Consider the following 15,668-nt stretch of genomic DNA (forward strand, 5'->3'; position numbering starts at 1 on the left):
AGCGGATTCACACCGCTTTTAGCAGACGCGCGTAGAAGAATCCGTCAGCATCGCTGTCACCGGGCAGTCGTTGGCGTGCAATGCCTTCGCAATCCAGCCCGAACGCCTCGTCCAACGGCTGCGCCACCGCATCCGGGTGCCACTTCAGGAACGCGCGGATCTGCTCGATGTTCTCCGCACGCAGGATCGAGCACGTGGCATACAGCAGGACGCCACCGGGGCGCAGCATCGACCAGCATGCCTCCAGCAGCCGGGCCTGAACGCCGACCAGCGCATCGATGTCCTCGGCGCGGCGGTGGAACATCACATCCGGCTGGCGGCGGATCACGCCCGTGGCCGAACAGGGCGCATCGAGCAGGATCGCATCGAACGGCGTGCCATCCCACCACGCGCCAGGATCGCTGGCGTCTGCCGCCAGGGTCTGTGCGCCCTCACCGACACCCGTGCGCGCGTACGTGTCACGGGCACGCGCCAGGCGACGGGCGTCGATGTCCAGCGCCAGCAGGCGCAGGCTGGGATCACGCTCCAGCAGGTGCGCCGACTTGCCGCCCGGTGCGGCGCAGGCATCCAGTACCCGCGCCCCGGCGGCCGGCGCCAGCGCATCGGCCGCGCACTGCGCGGACAGATCCTGCACCGAGAGCGCGCCCTCGGCGAAGCCGGGCAGCTGGTTGACAGCGACCGGCGTCGCCAGCCGCAACGCGTCCGCACTGAGCGGACTCGGCTCGGCGACGATACCGGCCTCGGCCAGCACGGCCAGGACTTTCTCGCGGCCACCGTGCTGGCGGTTGGCGCGCAGCCACAGCGGCGCAGGCTGCAGGCTGGCGCTGAAGATCGCCTCGGCCTGCGCCGGCCAGTCGCGCTCGATGGCCTCGGCCAGCCAGGACGGAAATGCATCGCGGGCCGGCTGTTCCGGGAATCCCTCACGCTGGGCGCGGCGCAGGATGGCATTGACCAGGCCCGCCTGGCGCTCACGGCCCAGCGCACGCGCTGCGTCGACGGTGGCCGACAGGGCCGCGTGCGCCGGCAGTTCCAGTACGTCCAGCTGGGCGAAGCCGACCATCAGCAGCGTGCGCAGGTCTGCATCGCGCGCCGAGAGCGGCTTCTGCATCCACGCCTGCAATGCCGCGTCATAGGTACTGCGACGGCGCAGCACGGCAAAACACAGCGCTTCCAGCAACGCCCGATCACGGCTGTCGGCCAGCTTCGGCAGGGCCCACGCCAGTTCCGCCTTCAGCGAACGGCCACGGGTGAACACCTGGGCCAGCACGCGTGCGGCCAGCATGCGGGTGGCTGCACCCGGCGCCGCCCTGGCGATGGAGAAGTCATTCTGTTTCGTCACCGCTTACGCTCCCACGCGCAGGTCGCGACGGGCGTTGAGGTAATCGGCGGCAGTGATCGCCTTGCCACCTTCGCGCTGCAGCACGCGCAGGCGCAGCGCGCCCTGGCCGCAGGCAATGTCGATGCCTTCGCGGCCGGCAGCAAGTACCGATCCCGGTGCCTGGCCGTGCTCCATCGCCTGCGCCACGGCGCCATGGATGCGCACGCGCTCGCCGGCCAGCGTTGCTTCGGCGACAGGCCACGGGTTGAACGCGCGTACGGTCCGCGCCAGCAGCGCTGCATCCTGCGCCCAGTCCAGCTTCGCCTCGGCCTTGTCCAGCTTGTGTGCGTAGGTCACGCCCTGCTCCGGCTGCGGCCGCGCGATCGGCTTGATGCCGGCGCGCAGCAGTCCCAGGCCATCGGACAACACCTGCGCACCCAGCTCGGCCAGCTTGTCGTGCAGCTGGCCGCCGGTATCGGTGGCCGCGATCGGCAGCGCCTGGTGCAGCAGCACCGGGCCGGTATCCAGTCCGGCTTCCATCTGCATCAGGCACACGCCCGTGGTCTCGTCACCTGCCTGGATCGCGCGCTGGATCGGCGCCGCACCGCGCCATCGCGGCAGCAGCGAAGCGTGCACGTTCCAGCACCCGTAGGTCGGGATGGCCAGCACGGCCTTGGGCAGGATCAGGCCGTAAGCCACCACCACCATCAGGTCCGGCTTCAGGTCACGCAGCTGCTGCTGGGCCGCTTCGTCCTTCAGCGATTCGGGCTGGTACACCGGAATGCCGCGGGCCACCGCCTCGAGCTTCACCGGCGAGGGGGCCAGGCCGCGACCACGGCCTGACGGACGGTCAGGCTGGGTGTAGACGGCCACGACCTCGTGGTGGCGCGCCGCTGCGCGCAGCGATGACACCGCGAATTCCGGCGTACCGGCAAAGACAATCCTCATGGCTACCCCACTTGCAGGATGGATTCGTGCAGGAAAGAAAACGGCGCCGTCGGCCGGCGCCGTACAGCCCACGCGCTGCGCGCGGGCACGGGCCACCCCTGCGGGCGGCCCGGAGCGGCGATCACGCCACGTGCTTGCGCTGCTTGGCCAGCTTCTTGCGGACCATCTCGCGCTTGAGCGGCGACAGGTAATCGATGAACAGCTTGCCGTCCAGGTGATCCATCTCGTGCTGGATGCAGGTGGCCAGCACTTCACCGGCCTCCATCTGCTGTTCCTGGCCATTGCGGTCAAGGAACTTCACGGTGATGGTGTCGGCACGGGTCACGTCGGCGAAGATGCCCGGCACCGACAGGCACCCTTCCTGGTACACCCGGCCCCCGTCCTTGGCGACGATCTCCGGGTTGATGAACACCAGCGGCTGGTTCTTCTCTTCGCTGACATCGATGACCATGAAGCGCTTGTGCACGTCCACCTGGGTAGCGGCCAGGCCGATGCCCGGCGCGTCGTACATGGTCTGGAACATGTTGTCGACCAGTTCCTGGAAGGCCGGCGTGGTCACTTCGGCGGCGTCGATCAACGCGGCCTTGGTACGCAGGCGCGGATCGGGGAACTCAAGAATCGGGAGGAGGGCCATGGCAGTTTCCGGATAGGGGGCCGGCACGCCGGCATACGTCGCAGATTCTAGCTGCAACGCTTGCCTTGCGCCCCGGTTTCTGGACTATAGTGCGCGGACCTGTTGGGGAATCAGGGCTTCACACCTATGTTGCTTCGTTTTCGTACGGTCGTCGCCGCGGCGATGCTGACCGTGGCTGCCTATGCTACCGCCGTGGAAGTGAATGGCGGGCACCCGGATACCTATGTGGTCCGAAAAGGGGACACGCTGTGGGATATCGCCGCGCGTTTCCTGCAGAAGCCCTGGCTGTGGCCGGAGATCTGGCAGGCCAACCCGCAGATCGCCAATCCGCACCTGATCTATCCGGGTGACGTGCTGAGCCTGGCCTACCTGGACCGTGTGACGGCCCAGCCCGGGCCCCGCCAGGAGGCCCCGATCGATGCCATTCCGCTGGCCCAGGTCGAGCCGTTCCTGAAGCAGCTGAGCGTGGTCGACCGCATCGACCACCTGCCCTACGTGGCGGGCCTGGAAGAAGACCGCCTGCGCGCCAGCAGTGGCGAAGCCGTGTACGTGCGCCTGGCCGATGCCCAGGTCGGGCAGCGCTGGGCCGTGGTCCGCCCGACCGTGCGCTATGGCGTGCCCAAGCCCACCGAGGACCTGACCGCCAATGGCGAGGTCACCCCCGGCAGCGGCAACCTGTGGCGGGCCTACAACGCGCCGACGCGACGTGCGCACCAGATGCTGGGCTACGAGCTGATGCAGGTCGGGACGGGCACCATCACCCAGGTTGCCGGCGGCAAGGTCGAGGCGTCCACCCTGGTGCTGGACAAGAACAGCGGCGGGCGTGAAGTCCGCGCCGGCGACCGGCTGGTGCCGGTCGAGGCAAGGCCCTACGACCTGCAGTTCGTCCCGCATGTGCCGGCGGCGGGCGTCGAGGGCGTGGACGTGCGTGTGCTCGCGGTGACCGACATGTTCAGCGTTGGCGGGCCACGCGATGTGATCGCCATTTCGGCGGGCCGCGCGCAGGGCGTGGACAACGGCACCGTGTTCTCGCTGTGGCGGCCGGGCCGCCACGTCGCGCACCGGATGAAGTACCCGGGGTCCTCGCGCATGGATGATTCGCTCAGTACCGGCGCCGGCCGGGTCTCGCTGCCCGACGAGTACGCCGCGCATGCGATGGTGTTCCGCACCTTCGACAACGTGAGCTATGCGCTGGTGATGCAGGGCGTGAAGCCTGTACGAGTGGGCTACAGCGCGCTGCATCCGGACACGAAGTAGGGTTGCCGGGAACATCCCTGACAGCCGTACGCGAAGGCGCCCTAGGGCGCCTTTGTTGTCTGCGGTCGATAGTGGGGGGATGACCAAGCAGGCAGATGAGGCGCTGGTGCGCCTGGTGATGGCGGGAGGCGCGCTGGCGCCGCGGCGGGCACTGCTGCAGGGCGCGGGCAGCGCCGAAGCGGCCCTTGCGCTGGGCGTGGCCGGCTGGCGCGCCCATGGCTGCACCCCGGAACAGTGCGCGGCACTGGAACGCCCCGATGCGCAGCGGTCGAAAGCCGCCCTGCACTGGCTGCAGGACGACCACCATCACCTGCTGGCCGTTACCGACCCGGCCTTCCCGCCCCTGCTGCCGGAGGTCCCCAACCCGCCGCTGGCGCTGTTCGTGGCCGGCGACCCCGGCCTGGCCTGGCGCCCGGCGGTGGCGGTGGTTGGCAGCCGCTCACCCACACCGGCCGGTCGGGCACTGGCGGCGCGTTTTGCCGGCAGCTTCGCCGAAGCCGGACTGGCGGTCGCCAGTGGGCTGGCGGCCGGTATCGATGCGGCCGCCCACCTTGCGGTGCTGGACGCCGGCGGCAGTACCGTTGCCGTCATCGGAACGGGCCCCGACCGTGCCTATCCGGACCACCATGCGCCACTGCAGGCCCGGATCGGCGCCGAGGGCGCCGTGCTCAGCGAGTACCTGCCCGGCACGGCTGCCCGTCCCGGCCACTTTCCGGCGCGCAACCGGCTGGTGGCCGGGCTGGCCCTGGCCACCGTGGTGATCGAGGCGGCGCACCGGTCCGGCGCCCTGATCACGGCGCGCCTGGCCGCCGAGGCCGGTCGCGAGGTATGCGCCGTGCCCGGCTCGGTGCTCAATCCGCGGGCAGCCGGCTGCCATCGCCTGATCCGCGAGGGAGCCGCCCTGGTGGAACGGCCCGAGGACGTGCTGGAGCTGCTGGCCCCGGCCCTGCGCCAGCACTTGCCGGCCTTGCAATCGCGGCTGGCCACCCCCACTGAACAGGCAGTGCCAGCCGACCTGCCGGCACGCTGGGTCGGCGACCCTGACTACCAGCGGTTGTGGCAGGCCCTGGACCTTGACCCAATCAGTATGGATTCACTGATCACGCGCTGTGGATTGACGGCGCCGCAGGTGTCCTCCATGCTGCTGGCCATGGAACTTGCGGGAATCGTGGTCTGCGTACACGGCCGCTACTGTCGAACTCCCTAGTTTCTTCACCTCCACAGCGTCGCGCGACGCAGGCCGAGGGGCAATGAAAGAGAGCATCCTGGATGTACTGCTGTACCTGTTTGAACACTATTTCAGCGAAGATGCGGACCTGATCCGTGACCGCGATTCGCTCCAGAACGGCCTGATCCAGGCCGGATTCAGTCCTACCGAGATCAACAAGGCATTCGACTGGCTCGATGCCCTGGCGGCACAGCGTCCGAGTGTGGCCCAGGCGCGGGTCGATGGCCCGGTGCGCATCTATCACGGGCCCGAGCTGGACAAGCTGGACGTGGAATGCCGCGGTTTCCTGCTGTACCTGGAGCAGCACGGCATCCTCGATGCCGACCAGCGCGAGCTGGTGCTGGACCGGGCGATGGCGTTGGACCAGGACGAACTGGACCTGGACGATCTGAAATGGGTCGTGCTGATGGTGCTGTTCAACCAGCCCGGCGCCGAGGCGGCTTACGCCTGGATGGAAACGCAGATGTTCATGGACGAGCCAGAACCCCTGCACTGACCGTACACTTGGGGCATAGCGCATTCAGGAGCGTACCCCGTGAGCGAGTGGTTCCATGCAGAAGGCAACCGGCAGCAAGGCCCGCTGCCGGCAGAACAGCTTGTCGAGCTGTTCCGCAACAATCAGATCAGCCTGGACACCCTGGTGTGGCGCGATGGGCTGCCGCAATGGCAGCCATTGCGCAGCGTGGTGGATGAGCTCGGCCTGATCGTACCGGCCGTCGATGCCGCCCGCGACGAACCCGGGCTGCAGCCCCCTGCCCCGCAGCCTCCGGTACTGCCGGCGGCAACCCCCTATGCCCACAGTGCGCCCGCGGCCGCGTTGCCGCCACCGAAGAAGGGCCTGTCCGGCTGCGCCCTGACCGCCATCATCGGCGGGGCACTGCTGCTGGTGGTGGTACCCATCGTGGCGATCCTGGCGGCCATCGCGCTGCCTGCCTACAACGACTACACCCTGCGCTCCAAGGTCGCCACGTCGCTGACCGCACTGCAACCACTGAAGGACCAGGTGCAGCATTTCGCCGACGAGGAAGGACGCTGCCCGGGTGCCAACGATGCCGGTTTCCCGGCGCCGGGGGACTTCTCCGCCGCAGGCCTGTCAGCGGTCCACATCGGCCGCTTCAACAACGGTCATTGCGGTATCGAAGCCACGCTGGCCGCGCCCGGCAAGACCATCGATGGCGATCTGCTGTGGCTGGAATACGACCGCGACAGCGGCCGCTGGGAATGCAGCGGCGAAAGCAACGACAAGTATCTGCCGCAGCAGTGCCGCGGCTGAGCCATCGGCACAGCACCCCAAGCAAGGACGACCCAGGAGGGACACACAATGACTGAGTGGTATTTCGCCGAAGGACAGCAACGCCAGGGACCGCTGCCGGTCGAGGACATCCGCCAGCGCTTCCAGCGCGGCCAGCTGACACTGGATACGCTGGTCTGGCGTGAGGGCATGGCGCAATGGGCCGCGCTGCGGCAGGTGGTCGACGAGCTCGGCCTGCAGACCCTGGCCAGCGCCACCACGGCCGCTGACAGTGGCGGCTTCGACCTGCGCAGCGACTACCAGGCCATCGACAACGGCACGGCGCCGCTGCCCGGCACCGGCGCGCTCAGCAGTTCGCCCTACAGCGCGCCGGGCACCGCAGCCATGGCCGGCCACGCACAGCCGGTGATGGGCGGCGAAGTGGTGTACGCAGGCTTCTGGAAGCGCGTGGCTGCCTATGTGATCGACTACTTCGTGCTGCTCATCCCCGGCACGATCATCGGCGTCATTTCCGCCCTGGCACTGGGTGCGGGCATGGGGGCCGCCGGCAGCGGCGAGTCGGCCATCGAGATCATGGGCCAGCTGGTCAGCGGCCTGCTCAACCTGGTGATCTCCATGGTGTACTACACCTGGTTCCACGCCTCGCGCGGCGGTGCCACCCTGGGCAAGATGGCCGTCGGCATCAAGGTCGTGCGCAGCAACGGTGACCGGCTGACCGTGGGACGTGCCTTCGGACGCTACTGGGCCGCCGTGCTGAGCGGCTTGATCCTGTGCATCGGCTACCTGATGGCCGCGTTCACCGAGCGCAAGCAGGGCCTGCACGACATGATGTGCGACACCCTGGTGGTGGACCGCTGGGCCTTCACCGACCAGCCGCAGCTGCAACGCCGCGAGCTGGGCGTGGTCACCATCGCCGTCCTGGTCATCACCGCCCTGCTGGCCCTGGCCGGCCTGGTCCTGATGGTGGCGGCCATCGGATTCATCGCCAAGATGGCCTCCTGACCGGCCATCCTCACGCCTGGGCGCTTGACATGGAGCGTCCGGGCGTGATTCCTCTAATAAGGAAACCTGAACGCCCGGCACCCAACCGGGCGTTCAGTTTATGGATTTGCCCGTGGCCGCTTCACTAATGCGGCCGTTTGCTCCACCCTAGCGGCCCCTCCCCTGCGGCTCGCCCCACAGACACTGCTGCCATGCCCAAGCACCTGCTCATCGTCGAATCGCCGGCCAAGGCCAAGACGATCAACAAATACCTCGGCAAGGACTACACCGTCCTGGCCTCGTATGGGCACGTGCGCGATCTGATCCCGAAGGAAGGCGCGGTCGATCCGGACAACGGGTTCGCCATGCACTACGAGGTGATCGACAAGAACGAAAAGCACGTCGATGCGATCGCCAAGGCGGCCAAGGGCGCCGATGACATCCTGCTGGCGACCGACCCGGACCGCGAAGGCGAGGCGATCAGCTGGCACATCGCCGAGATCCTGAAGGAGCGCGGGCTGGTCAAGGACAAGCCGATGCAGCGCGTGGTCTTCACCGAGATCACCCCGCGCGCCATCAAGGAAGCGATCAACCAGCCGCGGGCCATTGCCAGCGACCTGGTGGACGCCCAGCAGGCACGCCGTGCGCTGGACTACCTGGTCGGTTTCAACCTGTCGCCGGTGCTGTGGCGCAAGGTCCAGCGCGGCCTGTCCGCCGGCCGCGTGCAGAGCCCGGCACTGCGCATGATCGTCGAGCGCGAGGAAGAGATCGAAGCCTTCATCGCGCGCGAATACTGGTCCATCGCCGCCGAATGCGCGCACCCGTCGCAACACTTCAATGCCAAGCTGGTGAAGCTGGACGGACAGAAGTTCGAACAGTTCACCATCACCGACGGCGATACCGCCGAGGCCGCCCGCCTGCGCATCCAGCAGGCGGCGCAGGGCTCGCTGCACGTCACCGACGTGGCCAGCAAGGAGCGCAAGCGCCGCCCGGCGCCGCCGTTCACCACCTCCACCCTGCAGCAGGAAGCCTCGCGCAAGCTCGGCTTCACCACCCGCAAGACCATGCAGGTGGCGCAGAAGCTGTACGAAGGCGTGGCAATCGGCGATGAGGGCACGGTCGGCCTGATCTCCTACATGCGTACCGACTCGGTCAACCTATCTCAGGATGCGCTGGCGGAAATCCGCGACGTGATCGCCCGCGATTACGGCATCGGTTCGCTGCCGGACCAGCCCAACACCTACCAGACCAAGTCTAAGAACGCCCAGGAAGCGCACGAAGCGGTGCGACCGACCTCGGCGCTGCGCACGCCGGCGCAGGTGTCGCGGTTCCTGACCGACGACGAGCGCAGGCTGTACGAACTGATCTGGAAGCGCGCGGTAGCGTGCCAGATGATTCCGGCCACGCTCAACACCGTCAGCGTCGACCTGTCGGCCGGCAGCGAACACGTCTTCCGTGCCAGTGGCACCACCGTGGTCGTGCCCGGCTTCCTGGCCGTGTACGAGGAAGGCAAGGACAGCAAGAGCGCCGAAGACGAGGACGAAGGCCGCAAGCTGCCGGCGATGAAGCCCGGCGACCGCGTGCCGCTGGAACGCATCCTGGCCGAGCAGCACTTCACCCAGCCGCCGCCCCGCTTCACCGAGGCGGCACTGGTCAAAGCGCTGGAAGAGTACGGGATCGGTCGTCCCTCGACCTACGCCTCGATCATCCAGACCCTGCTGTTCCGCAAGTACGTGGAGATGGAAGGTCGCAGCTTCCGTCCGTCCGACGTCGGTCGTGCAGTGTCCAAGTTCCTGTCCAGCCACTTCACCCAGTACGTGGACTACGACTTCACCGCCAGGCTTGAAGACGAGCTGGACGCCGTCTCGCGCGGCGAGGAAGAGTGGATCCCGCTGATGTCACGCTTCTGGGAGCCGTTCAAGGAGCTGGTCGAGGACAAGAAGGAATCGGTCGATCGTGCCGAAGCCAGTGGTGCGCGCGAGCTTGGCACCGACCCGAAGACCGGCAAGCCGGTCAGCGTGCGCCTGGGCCGCTTCGGGCCGTACGCCGCCATCGGCAGCACCGCCGAAGATGCCGAGGAGAAGCCGAAGTTCGCTTCGCTGCGCCCGGGCCAGTCGATGCACACCATCACCCTGGAAGACGCGCTGGAGCTGTTCCTGATGCCGCGCGCGCTGGGTGAGGACAAGGGCGAACCGGTCAGCGTCGGCATTGGTCGCTTCGGCCCGTTCGCCAAGCGTGGCAGCACCTATGCCTCGCTGAAGAAGGAAGACGACCCGTACACCATCGACCTGGCCCGCGCCGTCTTCCTGATCGAAGAGAAGGAAGAGATCGCGCGCAACCGGATCATCAAGGAATTCGAAGGCAGCGACATCCAGGTGCTGAATGGCCGCTTCGGCCCGTACATCAGCGACGGCAGGATGAACGGCAAGATTCCCAAGGACCGCGAGCCCGCCTCGCTGACGCTGGCCGAAGTGCAGCAGCTGATGGAAGAAACCGGCAAGCCGGTGCGCAAGGGCTTCGGCGCGAAAAAAGCCGCTGCCAAGAAGGCACCGGCGAAGAAGGCAGCGGTGAAGAAGGAAGCCGCGCCGAAGAAGGCACCGGCCAAGAAGGCGGCCGCGAAAAAGGCGCCGGCAAAGAAGGCCGCCGCCAAGAAGGCACCGGCGAAGAAAGCGGCCAAGAAGGTCGTCAAGAAAGCCTGATGCGGGACAGCGCCCGGCCATGGGTCGGGCGCAGGCAGTGCAGTACCCGGTCCGCCGCCGCCTCGATGGCGCCGGTCCACCCCATCTGCACGCGGTGGGAGGATAATGAAGGCCCATGCCGGGCCGGTCGCCACCATGAAAGAACTCACCCTGGATTCTGCCGTCACCCTGCTGCGCTCCGGCGGCGTGATCGCCTATCCCACCGAAGCGGTCTGGGGCCTGGGATGCGACCCGTCGCACGAAGCGGCGGTGCACACGGTGCTGCGGCTGAAGCAGCGGCCGATCGAGAAAGGCATGATCCTGGTGGCCGCCGAGCTGGCGCAGCTGGAAGGCTGGGTACGCCTGCAGGCGTTGCCCGACGAGCGTCAGCGTGCAGTGCTGGCCAGCTGGCCCGGCGCCAACACCTGGATTCTTCCTGCCGGATCACGCGCGCCAGGCTGGATCACCGGCGAACACAGCGGCATCGCGGTGCGCATCAGCGCCCACCCGCTGGTGGCGGCACTGTGCCACGCGTGGGGCGGGCCGCTGGTCTCCACCAGCGCCAACCTGGCCGGCGAGCCGCCCGCACGCAGCCGCGAGGAACTGGATCCGCGCCTGCTGCGCCTGCTGGACGGTATCCTGGACGGCCCGACCGGCGGCCTGGCCCAGCCGACGCCGATCCGCGATGCGCTCAGCGGCAACGTCCTGCGATCCTGAGCCGCCCTGTGGACGCGCGGATTGCGCCGCTCCGCCGGATCCCGCACGCTGCCTCCATGAGCCCGCTGCGCGCCGCCCTCTGCCTGAGCCTGCTGCTGCCATTGACCGCCACCGCCGGCGACGATGTGCGTGTCTACCGCTGTGTCGGCAGCAATGGCGCCGTGGCACTGCAGGACACGCCGTGCAGCAGCGGCCGCCAGGAAGTGCGCGACCTGCAGCGGCCGCGTGATCCGGCGCCGCAGGTGGTGCGCAGCGACGCCGCGCCCGCAACCAGCACGCCGCCGGCCGTGATCGAGCGCGAGGTCCGGCACGTCCACGTCCAGCCTCCGCAACCGATGTACGAATGCGTTACCGCCGACGGCGAGCGTTACACCAGCGACAGCAACGAAGGCAATCCACGCTGGGTCCCGCTGTGGACCACGGTCTGGTCGCCGCGCGGCCATTTCGGGCCAGGCCATCCCGGGCCCCGCCCGGCCACGGGCGCATCGGCCGGAGGTCCGCCGTTCTACCGGCCACCTGCGGTCGGCGTCGGCGTGCAGGTGCCGGCAGGCAACATCCTGGTCCGCGACACCTGCCATGCGCTGCCGCCGCAGGAAGTCTGTTCGCGCCTGCGCGATCGCCGCTGGGAGCTGGACCGCCGCTACAACAGCGCGCTGCAGAGCGAGCGCACCGCGATCAGCAACGAACAGCGCGGTATCGATGCGCGCCTGTCGCGCGACTGCGAGCGTTGAGTCCCTGCCCGTGTAGGCTGCACGCATGAGAAAAGCACTCTGGCTGGTTCTGGCGCTGCTGCCCGCAAACGCGTTCGCCGAGGACATGGTGATCTACCGCTGCACATTCAGCAGCAGCGACGTTCCTACCCTGCAGCGCACGCCCTGCCCCGAAGGCAGCACGCAGCAGATCCAGCGGGTACCGGAGCCATCAGCGACGCCGGCACCGCGCGTGGAGCCGCCCGCCGGCCAGGAAATGGAGCTCGCCACGTCGTCAGCGCCGCCGCCGGCAGCGGCGGACACGCCGCGCCGGCTCGACCAGGCGCGCACCATCATGGAAGCGGGCATGGTTGAACCCGCTGGCGGCGGCGACGCCATTCTGGACAGCGCAGCGCTGCCGCTGCGGACGGACCCCGCAAGCCGCAGCGACACCGCGCCACGGGCACCGCTGCCGCCGATCTTCCAGTGCAGCAGCGAGGAAGGAAGCCGCTACCTGCACGAGTACGAGGCGGCGCCACCGCACTGCGTGCTGCTCGACGTACAGGGTCTTGGCGGTGTCACCCCGGCCAATGCCGCCAGCTGCGAAGTGGTACGCGACCGCTGCGAGGAGGTTCCCGAGATCCAGCGCTGCGGCAGCTGGCAGCAGCGCCTGCGCGACGCCCGGGGGCGCGAGCGCTTCGCCGCGCCGGAGAACCTCGACGCCGCGCGCAGCGAGCGCGAGCGTCTGCAGGCCGTGCTCGAGGCCAGCGACTGCCCGGTACCGAGGTGAGGACCTGCCGGCGTGGCGCGGGCCCAACGCGGTGACGGTCAGAACCCGTAGCGCAGGAAGCCGCCGTCCACGGCGATGCATTCGCCGGTGACATAACTCGCCGCCGGCAGGCACAGGAAGCCCACGGCCGCGGCGACTTCCTCCGGCTCACCGATGCGGCGCATCGGCGTGCGATCGATGACTTCCTCGTAGTAGTCAGGGTCGGACAACGGCCCGGAGGTGCGGCGCGTGCGGATGTACCACGGCGCCACCGCGTTCACGCGGATGCCGTCCTCGGCCCATTCCACGGCCAGGTTGCGGGTCATCTGATGCATCGCCGCCTTGCTCATGCCGTACACCACGCCACTGCGCACATGGGTCAGGCCGGAGACGCTGCCGACGTTGACGATGGCCGACGAGGCGTGACGTGCCAGCAGCGGATGCGCATAGCGCGACAGTTCAAACGCCGAGAACAGATTGGTCTCGAAGATGCCGCGCCACTCGTCCTCGGTATAGTCGATGGCGGCGCGGGTGATGTTGCCACCCGCATTGTTGACCAGCACGTGCAGGCCATCGGCATGGTCCTCGACCCAGTCCAGGATCTGCCGGCGATCCTCGTCGTCGGAGACGTCGGCGGCAAGCGCGCGCACCTGCTGGTCGGGATAGGCGTCGGCCAGCTCGTCGCGCGCGGTTTCCAGCGCGTCGATGTCGCGCCCGACAATCATCAGGTCGGCACCGAAGCCGGCCAGTTCACGCGCGATGGCCAGGCCGATGCCGGCGCTGGCGCCGGTGATCAGTGCGGTCTGCCCGTCCAGTCGCCACCGTTGCTGGGTCATGTGTCCTCCCGGGCTGCGCCCGCTGTGTTCCGATGCAGAAAGGATACGCGCTCACGGCACGCCCCTGCCGGCGGTGCCACACTGGCCGCACGCCCGTCGTGGAGAGCCGCCATGCGCATCCTGATCCTGTCCGTACTGCTGTCGGCGACTGTATTGCTGGCCGGCTGCCAACGCCCACCGGCACCGGACCCGGAACGGCCGCCGGAACCCCAAGCCCTGGCCCGTGCAGCGCAGCAACCGATCGATCGCGCGCGCGCCGTGCAGAAGACCGTCGATGATGGCGCCGAGCGCGAGCGCAGCGCGGAAGCCGACGCAGCGCGCTGATCGCCGCGATGGCGCCGTCAGCGGAGCGCCGCCAAACGAAAACGCCCGGCCAAGGGCCGGGCGTTTTCCGTCGATCCACGCTACGCGTGGCTGGCTGTGCTCAGAACCCGCAGAAGCAGTACGCCAGGGTCTTTACCGGAGCGCCGTTACCCTTCTCGCGCGCGGCGTTCTCGACGAAGCGCAGCTGGGTATCCACTTCCGGCATCGTGCGCGCCAGCATCATCCGCGCCACGCCCGAATCGGACAGCATCCAGGCACCAGTACGGCTGCCGGCAAACCCACTGACGAACTGCGCGAACGGGGTCGCGGCCTTTTCGATGTAACGCACGCGGAACTTGTCTTCGCCGCCCAGCTTGGCGCGGCTGGCGGCGTCGGCCACGGCGTCTTTCAGGCCACCGAAGGCATCGACCAGACCACGTTCCTTTGCCTGCGCGCCACTCCAGACACGGCCACGGGCCACCTCATCAATGGCCTCGACCGGCTTCTTGCGTGCTTCGGCGACACGTCCGGTGAAGTCGGCGTAGCCCTTGTTGATGACCGTCTGGATGACCTGGCCCACCGCCGGATCCATCGGACGGGTGACGTCGAACGCACCGGCGAAGCGCGTGGTGCCGACACCATCGGTATGCACGCCGATCTTGTCCAGCGCGCGGCTGAAGTTCGGGATCATGCCGAAGATGCCGATCGAACCGGTGATGGTCGAGGGATCGGCGTAGATGCGATCGGCATTCATGCTGATCCAGTAACCACCGGACGCGGCCAGGTCACCCATTGACACCACCACCGGCTTGCCGGCGGCCTGCAGGGCCACCACTTCACGGCGGATCTGCTCGGAGGCGAACACTTCGCCACCCGGCGAATTCACGCGCAGCACAACGGCCTTGACCTGCTCGTCGTCGCGGGCAGCGCGCAGCAGCGCCGACGTGGACTCACCACCGATGCGGCCGGCCGGCAGGTCACCGCCACTGATCTCGCCGGCGGCAACCACCACGGCCACCTGCGGGCGTGCATCCACCGGACTGCGGCGGGCGTCGAGCAGGGCCATGTAGCGACCGAAATCGACATTGCGGAAGCCGCCCTCAGCGTCTTCATCGGCCACGCCGCGTTCGATCATCAGGTCTTCGAACTCCTCGCGGGTCTTCAGCGCGGTCACCAGCTTCTGCTGCAGGGCGAACTTGGCCAGATCGCCACCGGCAGCCGCCACGCCTTCGGGCAGCGTATCGATGCCGGCGGCCAGTTGCGCCGGATCCAGCCGGCGCGCCTTGGCGATGTCGCCCAGATAGCGCTGCCACACGTCGTTCATCCAGTACAGGTCGGCTTCCTTGGCCGCCGGCGAAGCAGCATCAAGCACATAGGGCTCGGCCGCGGACTTGTACTCGCCCACCTTGAACAGGTGCACGTCCACGCCCAGCTTGTCCTGCAGGCCGGAGCGGAAGTACTGGCGGTAGCGGCCCAGACCCTCGAGCACCACCGATCCCATCGGATCCAGGTAGACCTCGTCGGCCTGCGCAGCCAGCAGGTACTGCGACTGGCCCATGCTTTCGCTGTAGGCCACCAGCTGCTTGCCGGACGCGCGCAGGCTCTGCAGCGCGGCGGCGACTTCACGCAGCGAGGCGAAGCCGGAGGGCTGCAGCTTGTCCAGTTCCAGCACCACGCGCTCGATCTTCTTGTCCTCGCGCGCCGACTCGATCACCCGGACCAGGTCACGCAGCTGGACCTCTTCGGCGCTGTTGTCGCCCACGGCCTTGGCCAGCGCGCGGCTGACCGGATCGGCGCTGAACTGCTCGACCAGGCGCCCTTCCGGTGCGATCACCAGGGTCGTGCGGTCCTGCAGCGATTTGCTGGCGCCGGCGCCCATGCCGGCGGCGATGACGAACACCACCAGCAGCAGGAACAGCAGGCCGAAGAACACCAGGTTGAGGATCAACCGGCGGGTGAAATTCATGACGTCCCACAGCCCGATGAAGAAACTGGCGACGGGATTGCGACGCGCCTGGGGCAGCGGGGGCACGGGTTGATTCATGGAGCGCTCCGGAT

Annotated in this window: 15 protein-coding genes; 10 read left to right on the forward strand and 5 right to left on the reverse strand. The window is 68.3% G+C overall.

Annotated features, from left to right (window positions below):
* Positions 1-7: 7 nt before the first annotated feature.
* The 3 genes from rsmB to def form a co-directional block, all read right to left on the reverse strand.
* A complete protein-coding gene (gene rsmB / locus AC06FB_RS08550; RefSeq protein WP_053517118.1) occupies positions 8-1,339 on the reverse strand; it encodes a 16S rRNA (cytosine(967)-C(5))-methyltransferase RsmB in 1,332 nt (443 codons plus the stop codon).
* 3 nt (positions 1,340-1,342) lie between these two features.
* Positions 1,343-2,266, reverse strand: a complete 924-nt coding sequence (gene fmt / locus AC06FB_RS08555) for a methionyl-tRNA formyltransferase (RefSeq protein ID WP_459062359.1) — start codon at positions 2,264-2,266, stop codon at positions 1,343-1,345.
* A 121-nt stretch (positions 2,267-2,387) separates the two neighbouring features.
* On the reverse strand, positions 2,388-2,900 hold the full coding sequence (gene def, locus AC06FB_RS08560; protein WP_053517114.1) for a peptide deformylase: 513 nt from the start codon (positions 2,898-2,900) through the stop codon (positions 2,388-2,390).
* A 126-nt stretch (positions 2,901-3,026) separates the two neighbouring features.
* On the opposite strand from def, the gene AC06FB_RS08565 reads away from it, so the two are divergent.
* From AC06FB_RS08565 to AC06FB_RS08605, 9 genes are all read left to right on the forward strand, one after another.
* Entirely contained in the window at positions 3,027-4,157 is a 1,131-nt protein-coding gene (locus AC06FB_RS08565) for a LysM peptidoglycan-binding domain-containing protein (protein ID WP_053517112.1), read from the forward strand.
* 79 nt (positions 4,158-4,236) lie between these two features.
* Positions 4,237-5,364, forward strand: coding sequence for a DNA-processing protein DprA (gene dprA / locus AC06FB_RS08570; protein WP_478053576.1), 1,128 nt, complete (start codon positions 4,237-4,239; stop codon positions 5,362-5,364).
* Positions 5,365-5,407: 43 nt separating this feature from the next.
* Positions 5,408-5,881, forward strand: a complete 474-nt coding sequence (locus AC06FB_RS08575) for a DUF494 family protein (protein ID WP_053517108.1) — start codon at positions 5,408-5,410, stop codon at positions 5,879-5,881.
* Between the two features lie 39 nt (positions 5,882-5,920).
* A complete protein-coding gene (locus tag AC06FB_RS08580; protein WP_279941959.1) occupies positions 5,921-6,658 on the forward strand; it encodes a pilin in 738 nt (245 codons plus the stop codon).
* Between the two features lie 48 nt (positions 6,659-6,706).
* On the forward strand, positions 6,707-7,639 hold the full coding sequence (locus tag AC06FB_RS08585) for an RDD family protein (RefSeq protein ID WP_053517104.1): 933 nt from the start codon (positions 6,707-6,709) through the stop codon (positions 7,637-7,639).
* A 191-nt stretch (positions 7,640-7,830) separates the two neighbouring features.
* Positions 7,831-10,317 (forward strand): DNA topoisomerase I, encoded by a 2,487-nt coding sequence (locus tag AC06FB_RS08590; protein WP_478053577.1) that lies wholly within the window; start codon positions 7,831-7,833, stop codon positions 10,315-10,317.
* A 105-nt stretch (positions 10,318-10,422) separates the two neighbouring features.
* Positions 10,423-11,013, forward strand: coding sequence for an L-threonylcarbamoyladenylate synthase type 1 TsaC (gene tsaC, locus AC06FB_RS08595; RefSeq protein ID WP_080375246.1), 591 nt, complete (start codon positions 10,423-10,425; stop codon positions 11,011-11,013).
* A 56-nt stretch (positions 11,014-11,069) separates the two neighbouring features.
* On the forward strand, positions 11,070-11,744 hold the full coding sequence (locus AC06FB_RS08600) for a DUF4124 domain-containing protein (RefSeq protein ID WP_478053578.1): 675 nt from the start codon (positions 11,070-11,072) through the stop codon (positions 11,742-11,744).
* A gap of 25 nt (positions 11,745-11,769) precedes the next feature.
* Positions 11,770-12,492 carry a hypothetical protein gene (locus AC06FB_RS08605; protein ID WP_478053579.1) on the forward strand — a complete coding sequence of 241 codons (723 nt, stop codon included), beginning with the start codon at positions 11,770-11,772 and terminating at the stop codon, positions 12,490-12,492.
* A gap of 38 nt (positions 12,493-12,530) precedes the next feature.
* On the opposite strand, the gene AC06FB_RS08610 is transcribed toward AC06FB_RS08605, so the two are convergent.
* On the reverse strand, positions 12,531-13,307 hold the full coding sequence (locus AC06FB_RS08610; protein WP_065181584.1) for an SDR family oxidoreductase: 777 nt from the start codon (positions 13,305-13,307) through the stop codon (positions 12,531-12,533).
* Positions 13,308-13,418: 111 nt separating this feature from the next.
* On the opposite strand from AC06FB_RS08610, the gene AC06FB_RS08615 reads away from it, so the two are divergent.
* Positions 13,419-13,631 (forward strand): hypothetical protein, encoded by a 213-nt coding sequence (locus AC06FB_RS08615; protein WP_053515748.1) that lies wholly within the window; start codon positions 13,419-13,421, stop codon positions 13,629-13,631.
* 100 nt (positions 13,632-13,731) lie between these two features.
* Here the strand turns inward: AC06FB_RS08615 and sppA are convergent, their stop codons facing one another.
* Entirely contained in the window at positions 13,732-15,654 is a 1,923-nt protein-coding gene (gene sppA / locus AC06FB_RS08620) for a signal peptide peptidase SppA (RefSeq protein ID WP_053515746.1), read from the reverse strand.
* Positions 15,655-15,668: the final 14 nt, after the last annotated feature.

This window comes from Stenotrophomonas sp. Steno-C15, assembly GCF_056393265.1.

Coding starts and splice junctions, on each gene's coding strand:
- fmt (WP_459062359.1), bottom strand. CDS start 2,266: ATGAGGATTGTCTTTGCCGGTACGCCGGAATTCGCGGTGTCATCGCTG.
- def (WP_053517114.1), bottom strand. CDS start 2,900: ATGGCCCTCCTCCCGATTCTTGAGTTCCCCGATCCGCGCCTGCGTACC.
- AC06FB_RS08565 (WP_053517112.1), top strand. CDS start 3,027: ATGTTGCTTCGTTTTCGTACGGTCGTCGCCGCGGCGATGCTGACCGTG.
- dprA (WP_478053576.1), top strand. CDS start 4,237: ATGACCAAGCAGGCAGATGAGGCGCTGGTGCGCCTGGTGATGGCGGGA.
- AC06FB_RS08575 (WP_053517108.1), top strand. CDS start 5,408: ATGAAAGAGAGCATCCTGGATGTACTGCTGTACCTGTTTGAACACTAT.
- AC06FB_RS08585 (WP_053517104.1), top strand. CDS start 6,707: ATGACTGAGTGGTATTTCGCCGAAGGACAGCAACGCCAGGGACCGCTG.
- AC06FB_RS08590 (WP_478053577.1), top strand. CDS start 7,831: ATGCCCAAGCACCTGCTCATCGTCGAATCGCCGGCCAAGGCCAAGACG.
- tsaC (WP_080375246.1), top strand. CDS start 10,423: ATGAAGGCCCATGCCGGGCCGGTCGCCACCATGAAAGAACTCACCCTG.
- AC06FB_RS08600 (WP_478053578.1), top strand. CDS start 11,070: ATGAGCCCGCTGCGCGCCGCCCTCTGCCTGAGCCTGCTGCTGCCATTG.
- AC06FB_RS08605 (WP_478053579.1), top strand. CDS start 11,770: ATGAGAAAAGCACTCTGGCTGGTTCTGGCGCTGCTGCCCGCAAACGCG.
- AC06FB_RS08610 (WP_065181584.1), bottom strand. CDS start 13,307: ATGACCCAGCAACGGTGGCGACTGGACGGGCAGACCGCACTGATCACC.
- AC06FB_RS08615 (WP_053515748.1), top strand. CDS start 13,419: ATGCGCATCCTGATCCTGTCCGTACTGCTGTCGGCGACTGTATTGCTG.
- sppA (WP_053515746.1), bottom strand. CDS start 15,654: ATGAATCAACCCGTGCCCCCGCTGCCCCAGGCGCGTCGCAATCCCGTC.